We start from the raw sequence: 23293 nt of genomic DNA on the forward strand, positions 1-23293 counted from the left end.
CAAAAACGATACCATTATCATTTTCTTTTCAATACCTTCAAAACTGCTCTTGTTATGGCTTTATTGTTCAGTCCGTATTTCTCCATTAGCTGCTCAGGAGTACCACTTTCACCAAAAGTATCTTGGGTGGCGACAAACTCTTGCGGCGTAGGATGCTGTGTAGCAAGGGTTCTGGCGATGCTCTCGCCCAATCCGCCTAAATAATTATGCTCTTCGGCAGTAACCACACAACCTGTTTTTTTAACAGACTTTAACACGGCTTCCTCGTCCAACGGTTTTATGGTATGAATGTTTATAACCTCGGCAGAGATGCCGTCGGCCTCTAAATTTTCGGCAGCTATCAATGCCTCCCAAACTAAGTGTCCGGTAGCAATGATGGTTACATCGGTGCCTTCGCTAAGCATTAGTGCCTTTCCGATTTCAAATTTTTGATCGACAGGTGTAAAATTCGCCACTTTGGGTCGACCGAACCGAAGATAGACCGGCCCCTCGTAATCAGCAATGGCCAGTGTAGCGGCTTTAGTCTGATTGTAGTCGCAAGGGTTTATAACGGTCATACCGGGCAACATTTTCATGAGTCCGATATCTTCTAAAATTTGGTGAGTAGCACCGTCTTCACCCAAGGTAACCCCGGCATGTGAGGCACATATTTTTACATTTTTACCCGAATAGGCAATTGATTGTCGTATTTGGTCGTATACCCTTCCGGTAGAGAAATTGGCAAAAGTTCCGGTAAACGGAATTTTTCCTCCAATGGTCAGACCTGCTGCAATGCCCATCATATTGGCCTCGGCAATTCCTATTTGAAAGAAACGCTCTGGGTTTTCATCAATGAATTCCTGTATTTTTAAAGAGCCTACCAAATCGGCACAAAGCGCCACTACGTTTGGGTTGGTTCTGCCTAATTCGGTCATTGCCGCCCCGTAACCGCTACGTGTATCGTTTTTTCCTTGATCTATATATTTTTTCATTCAGTTTTGTTTTGATCGATCTCTTAATTGTGAGAATCTAAGGTTAATGATGGTACAGCTTTGTTTAGTAGTCACCTAAGGTCTCGGGGTTCTGCTCCAAAGCGATTTTCAATTGTTCGTCATTCGGTGCTTTACCGTGCCAAGCATGGGTGTACATCATAAAATCTACGCCATGGCCCATTACAGTGTCCATAATAATACAAACGGGTTTGCCTTTTCCAGTTCGGCTTTTGGCTTCCTTCAATCCGTTAATTATAGCTTCTAAATTGTTTCCTTCCTTAACTTCCAAAACATCCCAACCGAAAACCCTGAATTTTTCACCAATGTCGCCCATGGGCAATACATCTTTGGTGGCCCCATCGATTTGCTGTCCGTTTAAATCAATTGTTGAAATTAGATTATCAACCTTATTACCGGCGGCATACATAATGGCTTCCCAATTTTGACCTTCCTGTAGTTCTCCATCACCGTGCAGACTGTAGATCAAATGGTCATCATTGTTCAATTTTTTAGCAAGTGCGGCACCAATGGCGACCGACATGCCTTGACCCAATGATCCCGAAGCAACACGTACCCCCGGAAGACCCTCATGGGTCGTCGGGTGACCCTGTAAACGTGAATTGATCAATCGAAAAGTATTAAGCTCCGTTATGGGAAAATATCCTTTTCGTGCCAAGACACTGTAAAATACGGGAGAAATGTGTCCGTTAGATAGAAAGAAGAGGTCTTCGCCCTCACCATCCATATCAAACCCTTCCTTTAGTTCCATTACCTCATTGTACAAGGCGACAAGAAATTCCGTACATCCTAAGGAACCTCCCGGATGACCTGAATTTACGTTATGTACCATGCGCAGAATGTCTCTTCGAACCTGCTGTGTAAGATCTTGCAATTCTTCTATTTTCGGCATTTTTCGGTTTTCATTAAATGACCTCAAAAGTAAAGGCAATCTTTTGTGTATACAAGTAGATGTTATAATATTTTATCAACCATGCGGTATTTCTACTGAACTTTATTTTTTTCTTAAGGATGTTATGCTCACTAGTTGGTTATATTTGCGACTTTAAAATCAATATATTGAAATTCACCCTTAATCAAACCGATTCTCAAAGCAAGGCTCGGGCCGGAACAATGGTTACCGACCATGGTGTTATAGAAACCCCCATTTTTATGCCTGTTGGTACAGTGGCGTCGGTTAAGAGCGTACACCAAAGAGAATTAAAAGAAGACATAAAGCCCGATATTATTTTGGGCAATACTTACCATCTTTTTCTCCGTCCTAAAACTGATATCTTGAAACAGGCCGGTGGACTGCATAAGTTTATGGGATGGGATAGTAATATTTTGACCGATAGCGGTGGATATCAAGTATATTCATTATCCGCAAATCGAAAAATAAAGGAAGAGGGCGTGAAGTTTAAATCGCATATCGATGGGTCGATGCATATGTTTACTCCTGAGAATGTGATGGAAATTCAGCGTGAGATCGGGGCCGATATTATTATGGCCTTTGATGAGTGTACACCTTACCCGTGTGATTATAATTATGCCAAGAGATCGATGCACATGACGCACAGATGGTTGGATCGTTGTATTTCCCATTTGGATAAGGTGCCGTATTCTTACGACTATTCACAATCATTTTTCCCGATCGTTCAAGGGTCGACTTATAAAGACTTGCGAAAGCAATCTGCAGAATATATCGCCAATGCTGGTGCCGAAGGAAATGCCATTGGCGGACTCTCGGTCGGTGAACCTGCCGAGGAAATGTACGCAATGGCTGAAATCGTTTGTGATATACTACCCGAAGACAAGCCCCGTTATTTAATGGGAGTAGGAACACCCATAAATATTCTTGAGAATATTGCTTTGGGGGTAGATATGTTCGATTGCGTTATGCCAACACGAAATGCAAGAAATGGAATGTTGTTCACGGCTCATGGTACAATCAACATCAAGAACAAAAAGTGGGAAGATGATTTTTCGCCGGTTGATGAAATGGGGATTACTTTTGTTGATACCGAGTATTCCAAGGCATATTTAAGACATTTGTTCGCTGCGAATGAATATTTAGGCAAACAAATAGCAACAATACATAATCTTGGATTTTATCTTTGGTTGGTACGCGAGGCTAGAAAACATATTTTAGCGGGAGATTTCGCGTCATGGAAGACCATGATGGTAAAACAGATGGACAAAAGACTATAGGGTGACCATTATAGATAAATACATATTAAAGCGCTACCTGGTCACTTTCGGGGTCATGTTGTTGTTGTTTATCCCCATTGGTATTATGGCCAACCTCGCCGAGCAGATCGGTAAAATGATAGACAATGAGGCACCGGCCAATGAAATTATCATCTATTATCTCAACTTCACCATATATATAGGTAGTCTTCTATTTCCAATTTTTCTTTTCCTATCGATAATTTTCTTTACCTCCAAATTGGCCAGCAACACTGAAATTGTGGCCATTCTAAGTTCGGGCGTTTCCTTTGGTCGGTTTTTAAGACCTTATTTGTTCGGTGCAACCATTATAGCCGTACTTATGTTGGTAATGGCCATGTTTATCGTTCCCAATGCGAGCCAAGGCTATAATGAATTTAAATATAAGTACCTTAAAAAAGGAAAGAAGGACCGGATTACCAGTAATATCTTCAATCAATTGAATGAAACCGATTATATCTACGTAAGCACTTTTGATCCGGCTAGACAAATCGGTTATAATTTTACCTTCGAGCGTTTTAATAAAGATAATAATTTGGACTTCAAGATTTCGGCAACCAACATTCGTTGGATTGAAAAAGACAGCTTGTACCGGTTGACTTCGTATAACAAACGCCGTTTAATAGGTGATACCGCCATCGTAGAAACCAAACGAAGACTTGATACGCTCTTTTCGTTCAAAATAGATGACCTTACACCAGTTTCATATATCGCCGAGACAAAGAACTTGTTCGAACTGAATAAATTTATTAGGGAACAAAGGCGCAAAGGCGCTTCCAATATAAATAGTTATGTTCTTGTAAAATATAAACGTTGGGCATTACCTATTACCGCTTTCATTCTTACGATTATTGCGGTTGCCGTTTCTTCGGTAAAGCGACGGGGAGGAATGGGGATAAACTTGGCCTTTGGTATCGGCGTAGCTTTTATTTATATCTTTTTTGATAAGGTTTTCGGAACTTTGGCCGAACAGTCGGGATTTTCACCGCTATTAGCAGTAATCATACCCAACATAGTTTTTGGTGTACTCGCCCTTTATCTATTACAGCAGGCTAAAAGATAGCCATTGCTACGAAAATACCGCCTCAAATGATTTAGATTGTGCAAAGTTTATCAAGACGTCGGTTACCTTACAATATCATTTTTAAAAATTAGCGAATTAAAATAGAGATATGGATCGACCGTAGTCTTTTAAAATTTTATATTTGCCTGTACAAACAAACGAAACTTACCAAATTCATGGAATATCTTGATTTTGAATTACCTATTAAAGAGCTTGAAGATCAGCTTGATAAATGTATGGTAATCGGTGAAGAAAGCGATGTAGACGTGTCTGAGACCTGCAAGCAAATTGAAAAAAAGCTTACGGAAACCAGAAAAGAAATATATAAAAACTTGACCGCTTGGCAGCGGGTTCAGTTGTCACGACATCCTAACCGACCTTATACCTTAGACTATATAAATGCCATTTGTGGCGATACCTTTTTAGAACTTCATGGCGATAGAAATGTAAGGGACGATAAGGCGATGATAGGAGGCTTGGGTAAGATAGGTGACCAAAGCTATATGTTCGTCGGTCAACAAAAAGGCTACAATACCAAAACTAGACAGTATCGAAATTTTGGAATGGCCAATCCTGAAGGATATCGAAAAGCATTGCGATTAATGAAGTCTGCCGAAAAGTTCGGGGTTCCCGTGGTTTGTCTTATCGATACTCCTGGAGCGTATCCCGGTATAGAGGCTGAAGAACGTGGACAAGGAGAGGCTATTGCCCGAAATATACTTGAAATGACCCGTTTGAAAGTGCCGATTATCGTTGTTATAATTGGAGAAGGTGCTTCTGGTGGAGCTTTGGGTATAGGCGTTGGAGATCGTGTCTTGATGTTGGAAAATACTTGGTATTCCGTTATTTCGCCAGAATCTTGTTCTTCGATACTATGGCGAAGCTGGGAATACAAAGAGCAGGCAGCAGAAGCATTGAAGCTGACCGCTACCGATATGAAAAAGTTGAAATTAATCGATGAGATCGTTCGAGAACCTGCGGGTGGTGCGCATAGCCAACGCGAGAAGACTTTTGAAATCGTAAAAAATAAAATTATTTCCCATTTTCAAGAGCTGGAAAAGTTATCACCAAAACAATTAGTTCATTCGCGCATGGAAAAGTATGCCGCAATGGGTGTTTTTAACGGGTGATAAGCGGTTTTGTCAAGCCGAACTAAATCCACTAAATTATTTACTTCATTTTTTTAAGTTGTTAACACGTTTTCGTAACTTATCAACAAGATAATTGTTGATCAAGTGTGAACAACGTTCATACCTTGCGTAAAGTTAACTCAAGGTTAATTGTATACTTTCGTAGTCATGGAAAAATCGAATCCACTTGTTGGTCGTAAGATAGACAAATCAACTATCATAAATCTGGAGAGGGGTAAAATACCACCTCAATCTGTTGATTTAGAAGAGGTTGTGTTGGGGGCGATGATGATTGACAAAAAGGGAGTCGATGAAGTAATAGATATCCTACATCCTGATGCTTTTTATAAGGATGCACACCGATTTATCTACGAAGCCATCTTTACATTGTTCGAAACTTCGGAACCGGTCGATTTATTAACCGTTTCATCCCAGTTAAAGAAAGATGGAAAGCTCGAGGCAATTGGAGGTGATTTTTATCTGATAAAACTTACACAAAAAGTAGCTTCTTCCGCACATATTGAATTTCATGCAAGAATAATCTTACAAAAATTCATTCAAAGAAGCCTAATTAAGATTTCGAATGAAATAATCGAAGCTGCCTACGATGAAGGTACCGATGTATTTGATTTATTGGATACTGCGGAATCGAAATTGTACGAAGTCACCCAAGGAAACTTAAAGCGATCTGCCGAAACAGCGCAGAATTTGGTCATACAAGCCAAGAAAAGAATTGAAGAAATTGCCAATAAGGAAGGTTTGAGTGGAATACCTTCCGGTTTTGACAAACTAGACCGTCTTACTTCCGGTTGGCAGCCCAGTGATTTGGTAATCGTTGCAGCACGCCCAGGTATGGGTAAAACGGCTCTGACGTTATCCATGGCACGTAATATTGCTGTTAATTCAAATATTCCGGTAGCTTTCTTTTCTTTAGAAATGTCATCGGTTCAATTGATAACCCGTTTGATCTCATCGGAAACGGGACTCTCCTCTGAAAAGCTACGTACCGGTAAATTGGAGAAGCACGAGTGGGAACAACTGAACGTAAAAGTAAAGACACTTGAAACGGCACCATTGTTTATCGATGATACCCCTTCACTTTCCATTTTCGACCTTAGGGCGAAAGCAAGACGATTGGCATCACAGCATGGTATTCGCATGATTATTATTGATTACTTGCAATTGATGACGGCCGGGGGCAGTCAAAAAGGAGGAAATAGGGAGCAAGAAATTTCTACCATATCACGAAACTTGAAAGCTTTGGCCAAAGAACTTAATGTGCCCGTTATTGCACTTTCCCAGTTATCTAGGGCTGTAGAGACGCGTGGGGGTAGTAAAAGACCGATTCTTTCCGATTTACGGGAATCAGGGGCTATTGAACAGGATGCGGATATTGTTTCCTTTATTTATAGACCTGAGTATTACAAAATTGACGAATGGGATGATGAAGAACGAACACCGACACAAGGGCAAGCGGAATTTATCGTTGCGAAACACCGTAACGGTGGACTGGAAAACATTCGATTGAAGTTTATCGGTAACTTGGGTAAATTCGATAACTTGGATGATTTTGATTCTCCTTTTGAGTTCCAGTCGAAAATGAATGCCGAAGATGAAAATCCGTTCTTGACCAAAAACCTGCCCAATGCCGACGAGGCATTTGGGAGCTCAATGAACACTAGGCCAGATGCCGACGACGATGTACCCTTTTGATCGGTACACTTAGTTGGTTTTGACAAGACGAAGGTTTAACGCTACTTTAAATTTAAAACACTATTTTTTCATGTAACTTTGAGAATATTTCAATAGCAAGATCAAGTTTGTATGCGAAAGATTTTGATTGCTTATCTCTTTTTTACACTCACTTCACCAATTTTAGCGAGTTCCATTCTTATTCCCATGGATGCCGAAGGCCAAAAGAATCACTTAAAAGCCTATGGAATTACCTATTGGGTACTCTCCAAACAACAAAAGGTGCAGTGGCTCTTAAATTATCGTGGGGGATCGTTTCTGTTGCCCGATGGGGAGACCATTCGAAAAGAATGTCAAATACGGGGGGTCTCGTTCGAAATTTTATCTGATGCCCAAGCGCAAGGAATTTTGGAAGCCATCAGTAGTCCTTCCCAAAATCAAGAAGCTGTAATATTAGAGAAGGCTCCAAAGGTTGCCGTATATTCTCCTAAAGGAAATCAACCTTGGGACGATGCCGTGACCATGGTCTTGACCTATGCCGAAATTCCCTACGTCACCGTTTATGATGAAGAGGTTTTAGATGATAAATTGGTATTGTATGACTGGTTGCACCTGCATCACGAAGATTTCACCGGGCAATACGGCAAATTCTATGGTGCTTATCGGGCGGCACCTTGGTATATAGAAGGCAAGAAAGAGGCAGAAAGCTTGGCCTTGAAATTAGGTTTTGATAAGGTTTCCGATGAAAAAGGGGCGGTGGCCGAAAAAATAAGGAACTATGTAATCGGAGGCGGATTTATGTTTGCGATGTGTTCCGCGACGGATAGTTTCGATATCGCATTGGCGGCTGATGGTATAGATATTTGTGAGCCCATGTTCGATGGTGACCCTTCCGATGCCGATTACCAAAGCAAACTGGATTTCCGTAGAACTTTTGCATTTCAAGATTTTACTTTGGAAAGAAATCCGCTGCGTTATGAGTTTTCGTCTATTGATATGACAGATAAAAGGAAAAATGTGCCCAAAGAATCAGATTATTTTTCTTTGATGGATTTTTCTGCCAAATGGGATCCCGTACCTACGATGTTATGTCAAAACCATACTGCATTGGTCAAAGGTTTTATGGGGCAGACGACCGCTTTTTCAAGAGAGCAGGTCAAGGCGACGGTAATGGTATTGGGCGAAAATAGAATTAACGGGGAAGCTCGTTATATTCACGGTATAAAAGGAAAAGGGTTTTTTACATTTTACGGTGGTCACGACCCCGAAGATTATCAGCATAGGGTAGGGGACCCCAAAACGGAATTAGAGCTGCACCCCACATCGCCCGGCTATCGGTTAATTTTGAATAATGTGTTGTTTCCGGCTGCTCGGAAGAAAAAACAGAAGACCTAAAAACCACTCCGGTTTAAACCTGGTGTTACCCCATCTTAGTAACAATCCATTTTGATTTGTTTGCGATTCTGGTAAAAGCTCAGGTCTTTCTTTAAATACCGATTACAAATAGATTGAAGTTCATTGAGCACTTCCTTTTGCATGGCAATCGAACCGCAAATCATTACACAGCCCTTTTTTCGTAATACTTTCGCAATCTGTTCCCCATCTTGTTTTATAAGATGTTGTACGTATTTCTTTTCGGTCTGGGTTCGTGAGTATGCGGGAATAAAGGTTGTTAAACTGCCACTTTCCAAAGCGTTGTCGATAAAAGGTTTGTAAAGTTTTAAGGAGTCCTCGGTACGGCCTCCCCAGTATAAATGAATTTCATTTTTTCTTGAATTACTTCTAATCATTCCCAAAAAGGGTCCGATACCCGTGCCCGTCGCAATCAATACTGTTTTCTTTGCTTTTTTTGGAAAATGGAAATTTTTGTTTGCTACCACCGACGCGGAAAAGGTCGTACCCTTTTCTAATTGCAGCAAATAGTTGGAACAAAGCCCCTCCGGATGTCTTTTGACGCTGATGGTGAAAATGTTGTCATCTAATTTTCCCAAAGAGTACAATCGTTCCTGTTCGCCAGAACCCGGAACAATCGAGAGCAGATCGCCTGAATTGGCTTGCGCGCCGTTAGTGTTTTTTAAGGTCAACAAAAAGGTGTCATCTATCATATCTTGAGCTTCTGTTTTCTCTAGAACGATAAATGGAGATTTATGACTTTTCTCAGCCAACTTTGTTGGTTTCGTAAGGCGAATGTTAAGCCCGACCAAATTTCCCCAAGCCGTGGCCCAATTGGTATATGCTTCGAAAGACCTGTCATTAACAGTATGAACTTGCGCGATTAAAGCATTCGCTTTGGGAGTAGTTTGTAAAAGCTTGTTGGTTTCATAAGCAAATTCACAAAAATGAGGGTATGAGGTCGACCCAAAGCCTACTACACTAAAATGATAAGGTTGTTTTTGAATATGTTTCTTCAGTAAGGTTTCAAACTTTATGGCGCTACTTGGCGCTTCGCCCTGCCCGTATGTGGCCGTTATAACCACAAGATGTTCCATGCTTTTGAAGGTGGTATAATCGTCCATCATGGCGAGGTAACTTTTCTTGCCCAAGGCCAAAAGTTGACTATGCAGTAATTGGGCATATTGTAGGGTCGTACCCCCTTCCGAGCCAACAAGAATTACAAACCGTGCCTTTTCTTTTGGGACTGTATTCTTAATATTGGTCTTAGGTCTTTTAAAATATACTGCAAAACCTGTGAACATTAAAAAGGGAACGGCTAGGCTTCCAAGCCCCAAGACAATGGACCATAAAATAGTACCTTGACCAGTATGCAATACAGTCGCCCATTCGGAAGCCAAGGTCACCATCGGATATTTCTTCTCACTTATTGGCGCACCTGTGTATTGGTTGAGCAAAACCTCTTTATTTTTTAATCGAATCAAATAGTAATCTTCAACAAATTCTGAAAAAGGGTATTCAATATCGCGTAATTCGGAAAGTGGTGTGTTTTTAAGAAGTTCAAAGTTGGTGTAATCGAGTAAGGGTTCTTCTTGTAAATTATCAAAATCAATTTCGTGCGTTATAAATGTTTCAGGAATCAATTGGAAACGGAGCAATGAAAGATAAACGCCCGAAAGTGCCAGAATCACAATAGGTATCAATACAATACGAGAGTATACCACATGCTGGTATTGCGCATAATTTTCACGCACCACCGAAGAGAAAAAACGTTGGATGCCTCCTTGCCGTTTCGCAATAAGAACAATACCGGAGACAGCAATAAAAAATAGAAGTAATGAGGCCAGGCCTATAAAAAGCCGCCCTGGAGTTTTTAAAAAAAGGGAACGATGAAGATTGGTTGCAAATTGATAAATAGGAGCCTTTTCGATTATAGGTCCAAGTTTATCGCCTGTAATCGGGTCAATATAAAAAGATTCGTTCTTACTGTCAATAATTACCGTAGCGCTGACAAATCCGTTTTGGTCTTGCGAAACACTAATTACATCATCGTACCTGGCATTTATATTGGCGAGGGTTTCAGCAAGTGAAAGCCCCTCAGCATTCGATATGCTGTAGGGCTGTAGCTTATTGTTTATGGGTTCCACCGACAATATAACCCCAGTGATCGATGCCACAAGAAGAAATAGAGAAGATGAAACAGCCAAGATTAAATGGCTGTATCGCCAAATGGAAAGGGTCATGGACTATTTATTTGGCACCATTCTAATATATCGTATGTATCCCTTACCATCAACCTTGTTCTTTATGGTGGCAGAATTCAGAGCTATTTCCGCATCTACGGTATAATATTCCTGATTTTCCACCGCAGACTCAAAACGAATGGTATGGCCACTATCAATTTCGGAAGGTTCGAATGCCAACGAAATAATGTTGCGTTCTCCATTTCCTATAGTGGCGCCGGTAATACCATCAATATTTTCGTTGGATCCATCGCTGAATTTCCACCAATTTTTGAGGTCGGGAAACCACTCATCATCGTCACCTTGAACATATAGGGTTTTAACATAATTTCCATCTGGATCGATAAGTGACACGACGACATATGCTTTTTCGCCAGTGTAGTTGATCATTTGGATCATGCACTTAAAGCTTACCGAAGAAGGGGTTTTTACAAATGATGAAGAAATAAGAAAAATAAGCGCTAGGGCTCCAATACTTGCAAACTTGTAAGTTAATCGTTTCATTTTTTTGGTTAATTAAGGAATTCTAAATTCACATTGTTCCGTGCCAAAAGTTCATTTTCTTTAGCCAAATCGAGAGCCGTTTCACCAAATTCGGTGGTAGATTTTACATCGGCGCCAGAAGCAATCAGGTATTTTAATACCTCCGTATTATTGGTCTTCATAGCTGCATAATGTAACGCCGTATTCCCTTGATCGTCCTTTAAGTTGATGTCTGCCCCAAAAGCGTTTATTTTTTTAAGCAGGGCGATGTCGTTTTTGTCCACAGCCAAGTGCCAAACCGTGCTTTTATCGCCCTGTGCTTTTTTGAAATCAAAGCCAGCCTTTGATAATATATTTACCTTTTCATCAAAATTTTTGGGCTTGCCTCTTGTTTTAAGAAGGTAGTAAGCCAAGTTATTTCCCTTTTTATCTAGAATGGAAATGTCGGCACCCCTTGATATTAGGTACGCTACAATTTCGCCACTATTATTTTGAACGGCAAGGGCCAATGCCGAATGCCCGTCTTTGTTGGTATGATCAATATTTTTCGTTTTTTCGGACAGGTACTTGATGACTTCTAATTTATTATTTGATGCAGCGTTCAATAGGGATGTATTCCCTTCTTCATCAACGGCATTAGGATTGACACCTTTGTCTATAAAATATTGTAAAATAGCAAGGTCATTCGAAGAGCGGGACAGGTTGTGTAAAGGTGTGATCCCACTTTTGGAGGTGACATTGGCATTGAGGCCGAGTCCTTCCAAATATTCGAAAACTTGCAAGCCGTTACTTCTTCCTCTTCCGCCCCGACTGGCAAAAAGAATGGCATTTTCTCCCGTAGTTGCATTTTTTGAGGTTGATACCCCGCGTTTTTTTAGTTCTTTTAGAATGGCAATGTTACCACCTTGTGCCGCGTAATGGAAAAGCCCGTTACCGTCGTTATCGGTAGTATTGATATCAAGACCTTTCCCCAAGAAATAGTCTATTAATTTAAAATCTTTTGCCCGAGAAATTGCCACTAGAAGGATATCGGCACCGTGGTGGTCTTTTTCATTTTTAAAATCGGCCCCGTTGGCGATAAAAAAATCGAATATGGCCGGGTCTTGCTGACCACCGGCTACTGCAAAAGAGCTTACCGAATAACCATGGGAATCTTTAAGATCCAGTTTAGCCCCCTTTTGTACGAGATATTCCATAGCCTCTAAATTTCCTCTTGAAGCTGCCCAGAAAATATAGGTGCGCGAGTCATGGGTTCTTTTATTGACATCGTTTCCCTTTTCTATGAGATATTTAATTGTGCTTATAGGATTTTCTGCAAATAGGGCATAGGTAGTAGCATCGAATCCTCCGCCATTGGCTTCGAAAATGGAATGTCCTTTGCTAATATTAGCCTCAATATCGGCAATACTTGGTTTTGAAGCCCAGTAGTCACGATCTAAGAAAGGATTTTCCACCTTTTGGGCGGATACCCAAATCAATCCGGTCATAAAAAAAAGGATCATGATGATGGAACGCTTATAATTTGGTGTCATAGTTTTATGATTTTTTTTTAGAAGTAGTCACAGCTACTTTTTCTGTGTTTGTGCAAATATCAATTTTATTTAGAATAAATCCAAATAAAGATAGTGGAATCAATTTTCAGACAACTTGATGTATAATTAGTACACCAAGTCATCTGAATATTGTGTAAATAATCCCCCATATAATTGGCGCCTCAATTGATTGAATGAGGCCTCAATGATGAAGCCGTAAGCGGTATTAGAACTAAAAATGCTTTCAGGGTCACCTGACGGGGGCATGGGCATAAAGAATTACTTTGATTCAAAGAATAAAATAACTGCTTTAGATTTAAAAAGTACCAATAAAGTGGCTTCCTTCTACGTTCACCAGCTCAGCACCTTTAGTTACTTCACCTGTTTCTGTATCTATGACGTAAATGTTCCCGTTTTGCCCTACAGGGGCTTGGGTTACATATATTTCTGTTCCATCAACTACAAAGCCTTGGTATTGGAATAAGTAGAAATCTGGATCATAAGGAATGGCATCAATTTTTACAGCTGTTTTAGCGTTTAAATCTACCAATGCGAAAAATCCCTGAGCACCGGCAACACCTTCTGCAGATCCATCATGACGGTATGCTAATACTGCTTTACCATTTGCTGCTGGTCTCCAAGCTAAAATATAAGCACCTTCTATGCCTAAAGCATCGTCCAGATTAAACGCATATGAATCGTCATATTGGTTGTCTGCACCAATTTTCAAGATATGAGAACCTTCTGGGTCACTTTGATTTGCTTGATAAACACTTCCGTCTAAAAGGAAAGCGTTGATACTACGGTATCCATTTGTATTTCCGTGTCCAACGGTAGAGGTAATTACTGATGGATTCAACAAAGAAGGATAATCCAATACAATAGTTTTAGAACCTAAAATCTCGTAATCACTGTCACTTTCTGCAGTAGCGGGATCCACTTTGCTTAAACGCGCACCAATATATAATTTATCTCCTGCAGCATTTAAAACAGGCATATCAATTCTAGAGATATAATAGCCGTTTGCTTCTTCCTCTGCACTTAAAGCAACACTGTGCTCTTGGAATTCTTTTATTGAAGAATTCACTAAATCTAAAGTCACCACACCGATGGTTGCATCGGTACGTGTGTAATTATCGTCTTCGTCAAATTCGTTTTCTGTAGATACATATACAGCAGCACCTGTTTGATCTCCGTCAAATAATTTTATCCATCTTGGTGCGGTACCAACATAAGGTGCAATGCTTACCTCAGAACCTGTTGGGGTAAAAGTCTGTCCACCTTCTACGGTGTATTTTGTGTAGTTACCACCCGTATCTCCTGCGTAGCTAATATTAAAAATGGTATTGCCATCTTCAGAAGATTGCAACCGAGCAGTTCTGTTCGAAGGTGCGATAAAGCCATTTTCAAAAGGCGCTATAGATACCGAAGGATCTTTGGCATCATCACTAGTTACGGAATATATTAAAGTTCCTCCGTTACCGTCACCAGGGTTATCTCCCATTTTAGCTCCAGCAACGGTAATCCATCTAGCTTCTTCCGGTTCCTCGGTATCTGGTTCTTCAGTATCTGGTTTTGAGATAACAACGGTGTCATCATCATTGTTACAAGCGGTCATTAGTCCGGCTGTTAGTATAACGGTGGCAAAGGTTTTAATGTTTAAAAAAGTTCGTTTCATTTTCGGTATTATTTAAAGAATTAAAATTTATTTATTGCGTAATTTAATTTTAGGTAAAAGGCTCTTCCTGGTTTTTGTACAGAAAGGTTATCGTAAATGGGTTCGTCAAATATATTTTTGATATCAAAACTCATCACAAACTTGTTGTTTGGGAATGCGTAACTAAGTCCGAAATCTTGTGATAATTGTTGGGGTACTTCAAAAAACTCGTTACCCACAGTGTTTGTTCCTTGCGAAGTCAAGAATGAAAATTCATCTGTGAAATAAACATTGTAGAAAAGATTTAGTCTAGATTTCTTCTGAACCAAATCTTTGAACGAGTAGCGTAAACCACCGTTCATGGTAAAGAATGGTGTGTTTGGAACGTCTATTTCTATTCCTTGATTAACAATCTTTAAATCGAAACGAGACACATTAAAGTTGAGGCCAAAATTGTTGTTGTACGTGTAATTCAATTGGGCGTCAATTCCTTTAGATGTACCACTACCTTGATTTACATATACTATTAATTCATCATCAACATTTAATGATGTTTCAATAGGCAAGCCAATTCTATCTTTGATATTTCGAGTGAAAACATTCGTTGATATCGTAAAATCGTGCTTTTTGATGTTAAATGTTCCAAATCTGAATCCTAAGTTGTAGTTATCACTACTTTCTGGATTAATACTTGAATTCGCCACAACATTATCTCCGTCATTACCAAATACTTCTGTTTCGTTAGGGAGTCGTATGGCTTTTTCTGCGGAAGTTAAAAGCGTAACATTTGGAATAATTTCATAAGAAGCCGCAAAGCCATATCCGTTATACTTTTTGTTGCTGCTTACCACTTCATCTACTATCACATCATTTCCATCAGTGTCCGATTCAATAGTAGGGTCACTACTTATTGTTTTTTGTTGATAATGCTTGCCAAATAAACTGGCTTTTAATTTTTCTTCGAAAGCTGTTAACTCATAGGTTAAGGAATAGATGTTTTTATGTAAATCCCGTGTGCCCAAAAATGTGTTTTCTAATACAGACCTTAAAGCATCACTGTCTTCCCTATCAATTCCACTATAAACATGATTTGCTGATACCTTGTGATGGTCATTAATGGCGTAAGAAATCCCCGTTCTTATTGATGCAACATTTCTTTTGATTTTAGCTAGTGTAGGACCTCCTTCTTGTTGAGAACCCCAAGTGTATTGGTATTCATCTCCTCTAAAATCAATCGCTCGTTCCCCGTTCCAACTATATGCCCAAGCAACGGTATCGTTTACCGCACGGTTTCTTTTACCATATAAGCCGTTTACATTTACATCAAGGCCTTTGGTGAAAAGGTCTTTCTTTTGATAATTTAAACTTGCCAGCAGCGCATCAGATTCTAAGAACCTGTCTTTGTAAGGGGTAATCGTCATAAAGGCACCGTGCTGTACTTCTTTATAGTCATTAGAACCTGTTAAGCCGACGAAAAATTGATCTGCCCATTTTACATCGGTATAACCAATTTGTGCCGTTCCTCCTGTTGATCTATAGGCATCATTAAACCTTTTCGCGGTTATAGGTGTTTGTACGCCGCCTAAACCGGTAACCACAACACTTCTACCTGATACTTTGTAATCATTGTCAGAATAGTTATGAAAAAGAGATGCTTTAACTGTTAACCCAGATTCTTTAAAACGATACAGGCCATTAACACTTGCTTGTAATGTGTTGAATGATCCATAAGAAACCGAAGCATTGAAATTGGTTTTTGCATCTTTATGAAGTAGAATGTTTATAGCCCCACCCAAAGCATCATCTGCTAAATGCCCGGGAACAACCCCTTTGTAAACCTCAATTTGCTTAATCATTGAGGGCGGAATACTATTCAGGTTAAATGAATTGCCATATGTGGAAATAGGAATTCCGTCGATAAAAATACGTACTGAGTTTCCCGATAACCCATTTAAACTATAACGAACGTCAGAACCTAATCCCCCATTTTGCCGAATTTTCACACCAACTGTGGTGTTTAACAATTCGTTGGTTTGAATATTCCGTAGACTGGCTTCCTTTGTTTTAACAGCAGTTACGGCAAAGCCTTTGGTCTCAAGCTTTGTCTCATTTGTCTTTCCATTGACTATAATCTCATCAAGATTCTCTGTGTTTTCAGAAAGCGTAAAGTCTATCCTTATATCCTGTGTGCCATCTTTGATGGTGATTTTCTTTGAAAGTGAGCCAAAACCGATATAGGATACGATTATATTATATCTGCCATTAGGCACATGCTGTAGTTTATAATATCCGTTTTCATCGGTCTGTACTCCGTAAGAAGTGTCCTTTAGAAGTACAGTTGCCCATGGCAGGGGTTTACCATCATCGCTGTGTATTCTTCCTGAAATAGTGCTTTTCTGTGATTGGCCCAGAGCGGCAATCGATAAGAAGAGAAGGGTAACAACAAGGATTTTATTCATAACTAAATATTATCTACTATCTTTATTAAGATTTAATCTAAATAATTTAGATTTGCAAATCTAGGCTAGTTGTCAAGGAAGCAGTAACGCAAAAGGAATTTTTAAATACGAAAAAGGAAGTAATGAGGTTGAGACTTAAAAAGCATGGGGTTGAACAATATCTCCATAAGAATATCATAGGAGAAAAGCTGTTTAGCAACTCTTTTATCGAAAATTCAGTTCAATATTATCTTTTGGAAAGCGCGGTAAAGGAGGGTACTGTAGCAGTTAATGGGTCGATATTTCCATATAAAAAAATACCTTTCCGGAAGAACTTTGAAATGCTTGTTTCAAGTGATTGTCCTGTTTTAAAAATTCATTTTTCGTTGGAAGGGGGGTATTGTTATGAATCTCTGAAAGCGGATGAATATGTAATCGATATTCCTGAAAATCATTGCAATATGATTTACTTACCAACCCAGGAAGGAAAGGATATATTTTCAAATGAAAATTCCAAAAGCTTTGAAATATATGTTGCGCATGATTATTTGCAACGCCTATTGTGTCCTGAATTTAAAGAATCGTGTGCTAAAATGAATAAGGCCATGACCAATTTAGAAGCGTGTGCACTCTGGGAAAAGAACAGGCCTATATCCGCGCAGGTAAGTAGCAAGATAAATGAGATTCTACAATGCCCTTATGAGGGTCATGTGAGGCAAAGTTATTTGGATGGTAAACTCACAACATTGCTGATCGACTTTTTATTGGGCCAGCAAGCTTCCAAGGCTTTGAAAAAAAATATAAAAATACCAAAATCGGACTATTTGGCCTTGGTGAAGGTCGAAGCATACATAAGAAAAAATTTAAAGAAGTCCCTTAATATTTTAGATCTGGCGGATATTGCGGGATTCAATGCCACCAAACTAAAAAGAGATTTCAAGCGGGTTTACGGCATAACTATCTTTAAACATATTACGGCTCTACGAATGCAAGAGGCAAAGAAAATGATTACAGAAGAAGGCGCTTCTATAGCGCAGGCTGCTTATGAAGTGGGCTATGCCAATCCCCAACATTTTACTGCTGCTTTTAAAAGAACTATGGGGTATGTACCAAGTCAACTAAAATAGTCAATTTACGTAATGTGCGTCTTGATTTTAGAAGTACAATATGGTGTCATGGGTCTTTAAGACTGCCTTTCAAGTATTGTTGGGTTTTGCACCGCTCTAACCTGAAATGAGTTGACGAAGTATGTGTTCTACACCATGTTCGTTGTTGCTCAACGTGCTATAATTGGCTGCTTTTTTTACGTTTGGATGCGCATTTTCCATAGCAAAACTGAAATCGGCCAAAGACAACATTTCAAGATCATTGTTGTAGTCACCAAAAACCATGGTCTCTTTCGGTGTGATGTTGTACATTTTTTGCACCTTTTCTAAAGCAAAACCTTTATTGGCATTGGGGCTTGATATGTCTACCCAGTTTTCTCCAGAAACTTTCACCTTTAGGTCACCTTCCAAATGTTTTACCGCTGGATAAATATATTTCTCCGAGCTTTCAAAATGATATATTGCTATTTTTAGAATTTCCCCTTCAAAGGCTCTAAGGTCGTCGAGAAATTCAAATTCCGTATAATATTCTTTAAGCTTATCGACAAATTCATTTGAGGTGCCCAATAAGTAGGCCGTATCGCCTCCACATAACACGGGGTGTATGTTAGGTACTTTGTCCAAAACGTCTAAAATCGTGTTTTTCGCCCCATTTGCCAATGGTGTAAATATAAGCTCTTCTCCATTTTTCCTGGCTAGACCCCCATTCTCCGCAATGACGATAATATCGTCCTTGATGGATGACAATTTGTCGATTATGCTGTGGTATTGTCTTCCACTGGCCGCCACGAATACGATATCTTTCTTTCTAAGTTCTTTAAAAAGCTCAAAAAATTGATCACTGACCTGATGATCGGAATTGAGAAGCGTACCGTCCATATCGGTAACTACCATTTTAATTTGGGATAAATCCATCGAAAATATTTTTAAGCGGCAAAGGTATTTGTTATGAATGGGATAATGGCTTAGTTTTAGAAAGTTTTACATTTTATCGATACGTTTAAAAGGCTATGAAATTTTATCAGAAAGAAATCAGGTTAAAGGGTTACGAAAGAGGATTTCACTTAATTACGGAAGATGTTATAGTGGCGTTACCTGAATTAAAGCACATAGTCACCGGAATGCTTCAGGTCTTTATCAAACATACTTCGGCGAGTTTAACTATTAATGAAAATGCCGACCCTACAGTGCGAATTGATTTTGAAAGCCATATGAATACAATGGTGCCTGAAAATGCCCCTTATTATATTCATACGTACGAGGGGCCAGACGACATGCCAGCACATATCAAATCGTCATTGATGGGCTCATCTGTGCAAATTCCAGTTACCAGAGGAAAGCTGAATCTTGGAATATGGCAAGGCATCTATCTTTGCGAACACAGAAACCATAGTTCGGGAAGAAATTTGGTCATCACCGCTTTTGGAGAATGAAATAGAGTGTATAAAAAAATCCGGTCGACTTACAAGTCGACCGGATTTTTTATGTGAGCTTACTGATTTGTTTGTTATACTATTTTACTTTATCCACAATCGCTTTAAAGGCATCGGGATGGTTCATTGCCAAATCGGCTAAAACCTTTCGGTTTAGGTCAATTTGATTTGCTTTCACCTTTCCCATAAATTGAGAATACGACATTCCATGTAACCGGGCACCTGCATTAATACGGGTAATCCATAAGGCACGAAATGTTCTTTTTTTGTTTCTTCGGTCTCTATAAGCATATAGCATTGCTTTTTCAACCGCATTTTTTGCTACTGTCCAGACGTTTTTACGTCTTCCGAAGTAACCTTTGGCTTGCTTCATCACCTTTTTTCTTCTGGCTCTAGAAGCAACTGCATTTACTGATCTTGGCATAATTTTGAATTTTTTGTAGTAGGCGGTCTATTTGACACTTTGCAATATTCTCAATCACAGTTGTAATGTGATTTTCGATTATGAGCCTAACTCCAGGGTTAATGTTAATTACCGAATTGAACAATTATTTCAAACACAATTGTTCTTTGATACTTTTTTCATCCGCTTTGTGTACCAAAGTGGAATGCGTTAAATTAAGTTTTCGCTTTTTAGACTTCTTCGTAAGAATGTGGCTCTTAAAAGCGTGTTTTCTCTTAATTTTTCCCGTACCGGTAAGCTTGAACCGCTTTTTGGCACTGGATTTTGTTTTCATTTTAGGCATTTTCTATCTATATTTAATCAATGATGTCCTGAAAATTATCAGGATATTTCAGTAGCTCACCTACTAATTTATTTTTTTGTCTTTGCCGCGATGAACATGGTCATCCGTTTTCCTTCGAGTTTAGGCATTTGTTCTACCTTTCCCCATTCTTCTAGTTCAGAGGCCAGTCGTAACAATAAGATCTCACCTTGATCTTTATATACGATAGAACGGCCTTTGAAAAAAACATATGCCTTTAACTTGGCTCCGTCTTTTAAAAACTTTTCGGCATGTTTCTTTTTAAACTCATAGTCGTGGTCATCTGTTTGCGGACCGAAACGTATTTCTTTTACAACAACTTTAGACGCCTTGGCCTTCATGGCCTTTTCGCGCTTCTTTTGTTCGTATAGAAACTTTTTATAATCTATGATTTTACAAACGGGCGGATCTGCCTTTGGTGATATCTCCACCAAATCCAATCCCATTTCTTCAGATTTGTCGAGTGCCTCCCGTGTAGGATAAACACCGACCTCTACATTGTCCCCCACCAACCTGACTTTTGGTGCCAAAATTTTTTCATTGATTTTATGGGGGTTTTTATTCTCCCTCCTAGGTTGGGGCCTAAATCTTTTTCTTATAGCTATGACTCGTACTTTTTAGTTAAACATTAGGTTTTTAAAACGACTTTAAGGTACTGTTTATTTCTTTAGTTACCAAGTCGGAAAACTGCTCTAAGGTAATTGTGCCTAAATCTTCTCCGCCGTGTTTTCGAACGGATATGGTGTTTGTGGCTTCCTCGTTTTCCCCGACAATCAACATATACGGTATTTTATTCATTTCTGCCTCCCGTATTTTCTTGCCAACAGTCTCGTTTCTGTTATCAATGAGGGCGCGAATTTCGTTATTTTCTAAGGAAATTAAAACTTTTTCGGCATATTTTTCATGTTTCTCGCTAATAGGCAGTACAATAGCTTGCTCTGGAGTCAACCATAATGGGAAATTTCCACCCGTATGCTCCAATAAAAGTGCAATGAATCGCTCCATACTTCCAAAAGGGGCCCGATGTATCATTACAGGTCTGTGAAGTTCGTTGTCGCTCCCCTTATAGGTAAGGTCGAAACGCTCAGGAAGGTTATAGTCTACTTGAATGGTGCCCAATTGCCATTGTCTCCCGAGGGCATCCTTAATCATAAAGTCTAATTTCGGACCGTAAAAGGCGGCTTCACCACTTTCGATAACAAAATCCAATCCTTTTTCCTTCGCGGCGTTAATAATTGCGTTTTCCGCTTTTTCCCAATTTTCAACGGATCCGATGTACTTCTCCGGTTTTTGCAGATCACGAACAGAAACTTGGGCGGTAAAATCTTCAAAGCCTAAAGATCGTAAGACGTACAATGATAGATCGATGACGTTTTTAAATTCTTGATCCAATTGGTCGGGGGTGCAAAATATATGGGCATCGTCTTGAGTAAAACCACGCACCCGGGTCAACCCGTGAAGCTCACCACTTTGTTCATAACGATAGACAGTACCAAATTCTGCAAAACGTTTTGGCAGGTCTTTATAAGAATGGGGTTTGAAATTGAAAACCTCACAGTGATGCGGACAGTTCATGGGCTTTAGCAGAAACTCTTCATCTTCTTTCGGAGTATGAATAGGTTGAAAACTGTCGGCTCCATATTTTTCATAATGACCTGAAGTGACGTAAAGTTCTTTTTGGCCGATATGAGGGGTAATGACCATCTCATATCCGGCTTTTTTCTGTGCTTTTTTTAAGAATTGCTCCAATCGCTCGCGCAAGGCGGCACCTTTTGGCAACCATAACGGTAAACCTTGGCCCACCTTTTGTGAGAAAGTGAACAGTTCCAGTTCTTTTCCTAATTTTCTGTGATCTCTTTTTTTGGCTTCTTCAAGCAGGGCTAGATACTCGGTAAGCTCTTTTTGTTTTGGAAAAGAGATGCCATATACACGAGTCAGTTGTTTTTCATTCTCGTCACCTTTATAATAGGCGCCCGCCACACTAAGTATTTTAACGGCCTTTACGATACCGGTGTTAGGTATATGCCCGCCTCGACAAAGATCAGTGAAGCTACTATGGTCACAGAACGTAATAGTTCCGTCTTCTAAATTACTAATAAGGTCTACCTTATATTCATTCTTACTCTTATAATATGATAAGGCTTCGTTCTTGCTTACGGCCCTCATAGAGAAATTGTGCTTTCCACGGGCTATTTCCAACATCTTATCTTCGATAGCCTTAAAATCTTTCTCTGAAATGGTTTCGTCGCCAAGATCGACATCATAATAGAATCCGTTATCGATGGCTGGTCCGACCCAAAGTTTCACATTAGGGTATAACTCTTCCAAGGCCTGGGCCAAAATATGGGCCGATGAATGCCAGAAAGCTTTTTTGCCTTCAGGGTTGTTCCAGGTGTAAAGTACCAACGAACCATCCTGAGTGAGGGGCGTGGTAGTTTCGACCACGGTGTCATTGAATTTTGCCGAAATTACATTTCGGGCCAGTCCCTCACTAATATTTTTAGCAACATCCATGGGAGTGATGCCTGTGTTGTGTTCTTTTATAGTGCCGTCTGGTAGCGTAATTTTAATCATACCTTTATATACCTATATTATAAGGATGCAAATATACTATCTAGTATTGATGCTGACAATAATAATAAATGTGTTTTTGACCGTATGCTTGATTCTATATATATGGAATGGATATAGCTGTTCATTGGGTTCTATAACCCGCTTTGAATTGATAATCTGGTTGCACCTGTTTTTTTTCGGATAATTTTCATCCGTAAAAGCCTATAATACAGTACGCTCCGTGATGGATAAAAAAAAGTTTAAAAAACGCATGAAAAAAGTGTTGCGTAGTATTGAAAAGGTTGTAGATTTGCAGCCCGAAACGATGTAAGTCGTTGTAGGGAAACGGCCTTCGGGCCACGTTCATTGATCGTGTTGTTTTTGCCGGAGAGGGATAAAAAAAGTTTTTTTCATTTTTATTTGGCAGTGTCGAAAAGGGTCGTATATTTGCACCCGCTTAGAGACACAGGGACAGGATTCAGGTCCTGTACGACAGGAGAGATCGAGAGCGGCGGCCCCGATGGCGGGGACGTTTTTTAAGGAGTTCATTGAAATATTGCAAAGACAGCGTAGGCACGTTTCGCCCCAAGGGGAGGAATGTGTTTATAAT

19 protein-coding genes are annotated in these 23293 nt (G+C 39.7%); 7 read left to right on the forward strand and 12 right to left on the reverse strand.

The window, feature by feature from the left end; all coding sequences use genetic code 11:
- Positions 1-17 precede the first annotated feature (17 nt).
- Positions 18-971: a transketolase family protein gene (locus tag BLS33_RS15155; protein WP_089891091.1), complete on the reverse strand. Its 954-nt coding sequence runs from the start codon at positions 969-971 to the stop codon at positions 18-20.
- 64 nt (positions 972-1035) lie between these two features.
- Entirely contained in the window at positions 1036-1881 is an 846-nt protein-coding gene (locus BLS33_RS15160) for a transketolase (protein ID WP_089891094.1), read from the reverse strand.
- Positions 1882-2048: 167 nt separating this feature from the next.
- Here BLS33_RS15160 and tgt point away from each other — a divergent pair, with 167 nt between their 5' ends.
- The 5 genes from tgt (at position 2049) to BLS33_RS15185 (ending at position 8477) form a co-directional block, all read left to right on the forward strand.
- On the forward strand, positions 2049-3179 hold the full coding sequence (gene tgt, locus BLS33_RS15165) for a tRNA guanosine(34) transglycosylase Tgt (RefSeq protein WP_089891208.1): 1131 nt from the start codon (positions 2049-2051) through the stop codon (positions 3177-3179).
- A gap of 1 nt (position 3180) precedes the next feature.
- Entirely contained in the window at positions 3181-4260 is a 1080-nt protein-coding gene (locus BLS33_RS15170; RefSeq protein ID WP_089891098.1) for an LptF/LptG family permease, read from the forward strand.
- Positions 4261-4436: 176 nt separating this feature from the next.
- Positions 4437-5390, forward strand: coding sequence for an acetyl-CoA carboxylase carboxyltransferase subunit alpha (locus BLS33_RS15175; protein WP_089891103.1), 954 nt, complete (start codon positions 4437-4439; stop codon positions 5388-5390).
- 168 nt (positions 5391-5558) lie between these two features.
- Positions 5559-7103, forward strand: a complete 1545-nt coding sequence (dnaB, locus tag BLS33_RS15180; protein ID WP_089891108.1) for a replicative DNA helicase — start codon at positions 5559-5561, stop codon at positions 7101-7103.
- Between the two features lie 111 nt (positions 7104-7214).
- Positions 7215-8477, forward strand: coding sequence for an asparagine synthetase B (locus BLS33_RS15185; protein WP_089891111.1), 1263 nt, complete (start codon positions 7215-7217; stop codon positions 8475-8477).
- Positions 8478-8512: 35 nt separating this feature from the next.
- Here BLS33_RS15185 and BLS33_RS15190 read toward each other — a convergent pair whose 3' ends face one another.
- From BLS33_RS15190 to BLS33_RS15210, 5 genes are all read right to left on the reverse strand, one after another.
- Positions 8513-10717 carry a PepSY domain-containing protein gene (locus BLS33_RS15190; protein WP_089891114.1) on the reverse strand — a complete coding sequence of 735 codons (2205 nt, stop codon included), beginning with the start codon at positions 10715-10717 and terminating at the stop codon, positions 8513-8515.
- A gap of 3 nt (positions 10718-10720) precedes the next feature.
- Entirely contained in the window at positions 10721-11221 is a 501-nt protein-coding gene (locus BLS33_RS15195; RefSeq protein WP_176801407.1) for a DUF2271 domain-containing protein, read from the reverse strand.
- Between the two features lie 8 nt (positions 11222-11229).
- Positions 11230-12732, reverse strand: coding sequence for an ankyrin repeat domain-containing protein (locus BLS33_RS15200; RefSeq protein ID WP_089891117.1), 1503 nt, complete (start codon positions 12730-12732; stop codon positions 11230-11232).
- A gap of 316 nt (positions 12733-13048) precedes the next feature.
- Entirely contained in the window at positions 13049-14410 is a 1362-nt protein-coding gene (locus BLS33_RS15205; protein ID WP_089891120.1) for a hypothetical protein, read from the reverse strand.
- A gap of 20 nt (positions 14411-14430) precedes the next feature.
- Positions 14431-16848 (reverse strand): TonB-dependent receptor, encoded by a 2418-nt coding sequence (locus BLS33_RS15210; RefSeq protein WP_089891123.1) that lies wholly within the window; start codon positions 16846-16848, stop codon positions 14431-14433.
- A gap of 122 nt (positions 16849-16970) precedes the next feature.
- Between BLS33_RS15210 and BLS33_RS15215 the strand changes: the two genes are divergently transcribed.
- On the forward strand, positions 16971-17954 hold the full coding sequence (locus BLS33_RS15215; protein ID WP_089891126.1) for a helix-turn-helix domain-containing protein: 984 nt from the start codon (positions 16971-16973) through the stop codon (positions 17952-17954).
- 96 nt (positions 17955-18050) lie between these two features.
- Here BLS33_RS15215 and BLS33_RS15220 read toward each other — a convergent pair whose 3' ends face one another.
- A complete protein-coding gene (locus BLS33_RS15220) occupies positions 18051-18848 on the reverse strand; it encodes an HAD family hydrolase (protein WP_089891129.1) in 798 nt (265 codons plus the stop codon).
- 95 nt (positions 18849-18943) lie between these two features.
- On the opposite strand from BLS33_RS15220, the gene BLS33_RS15225 reads away from it, so the two are divergent.
- On the forward strand, positions 18944-19366 hold the full coding sequence (locus BLS33_RS15225; RefSeq protein ID WP_089891132.1) for a secondary thiamine-phosphate synthase enzyme YjbQ: 423 nt from the start codon (positions 18944-18946) through the stop codon (positions 19364-19366).
- 79 nt (positions 19367-19445) lie between these two features.
- Here BLS33_RS15225 and rplT read toward each other — a convergent pair whose 3' ends face one another.
- From rplT to thrS, 4 genes are all read right to left on the reverse strand, one after another.
- Complete coding sequence (gene rplT / locus BLS33_RS15230; protein ID WP_089891135.1) at positions 19446-19790, reverse strand: 50S ribosomal protein L20; 345 nt, start codon at positions 19788-19790, stop codon at positions 19446-19448.
- 124 nt (positions 19791-19914) lie between these two features.
- Entirely contained in the window at positions 19915-20112 is a 198-nt protein-coding gene (gene rpmI, locus BLS33_RS15235; RefSeq protein ID WP_089891138.1) for a 50S ribosomal protein L35, read from the reverse strand.
- Positions 20113-20180: 68 nt separating this feature from the next.
- Positions 20181-20735 (reverse strand): translation initiation factor IF-3, encoded by a 555-nt coding sequence (infC, locus tag BLS33_RS15240; protein ID WP_089891141.1) that lies wholly within the window; start codon positions 20733-20735, stop codon positions 20181-20183.
- A 31-nt stretch (positions 20736-20766) separates the two neighbouring features.
- On the reverse strand, positions 20767-22704 hold the full coding sequence (thrS, locus tag BLS33_RS15245) for a threonine--tRNA ligase (RefSeq protein ID WP_089891146.1): 1938 nt from the start codon (positions 22702-22704) through the stop codon (positions 20767-20769).
- Positions 22705-23293: the final 589 nt, after the last annotated feature.

This window comes from Kriegella aquimaris (assembly GCF_900103215.1).
In the GTDB taxonomy this organism is placed as follows: domain Bacteria; phylum Bacteroidota; class Bacteroidia; order Flavobacteriales; family Flavobacteriaceae; genus Kriegella; species Kriegella aquimaris.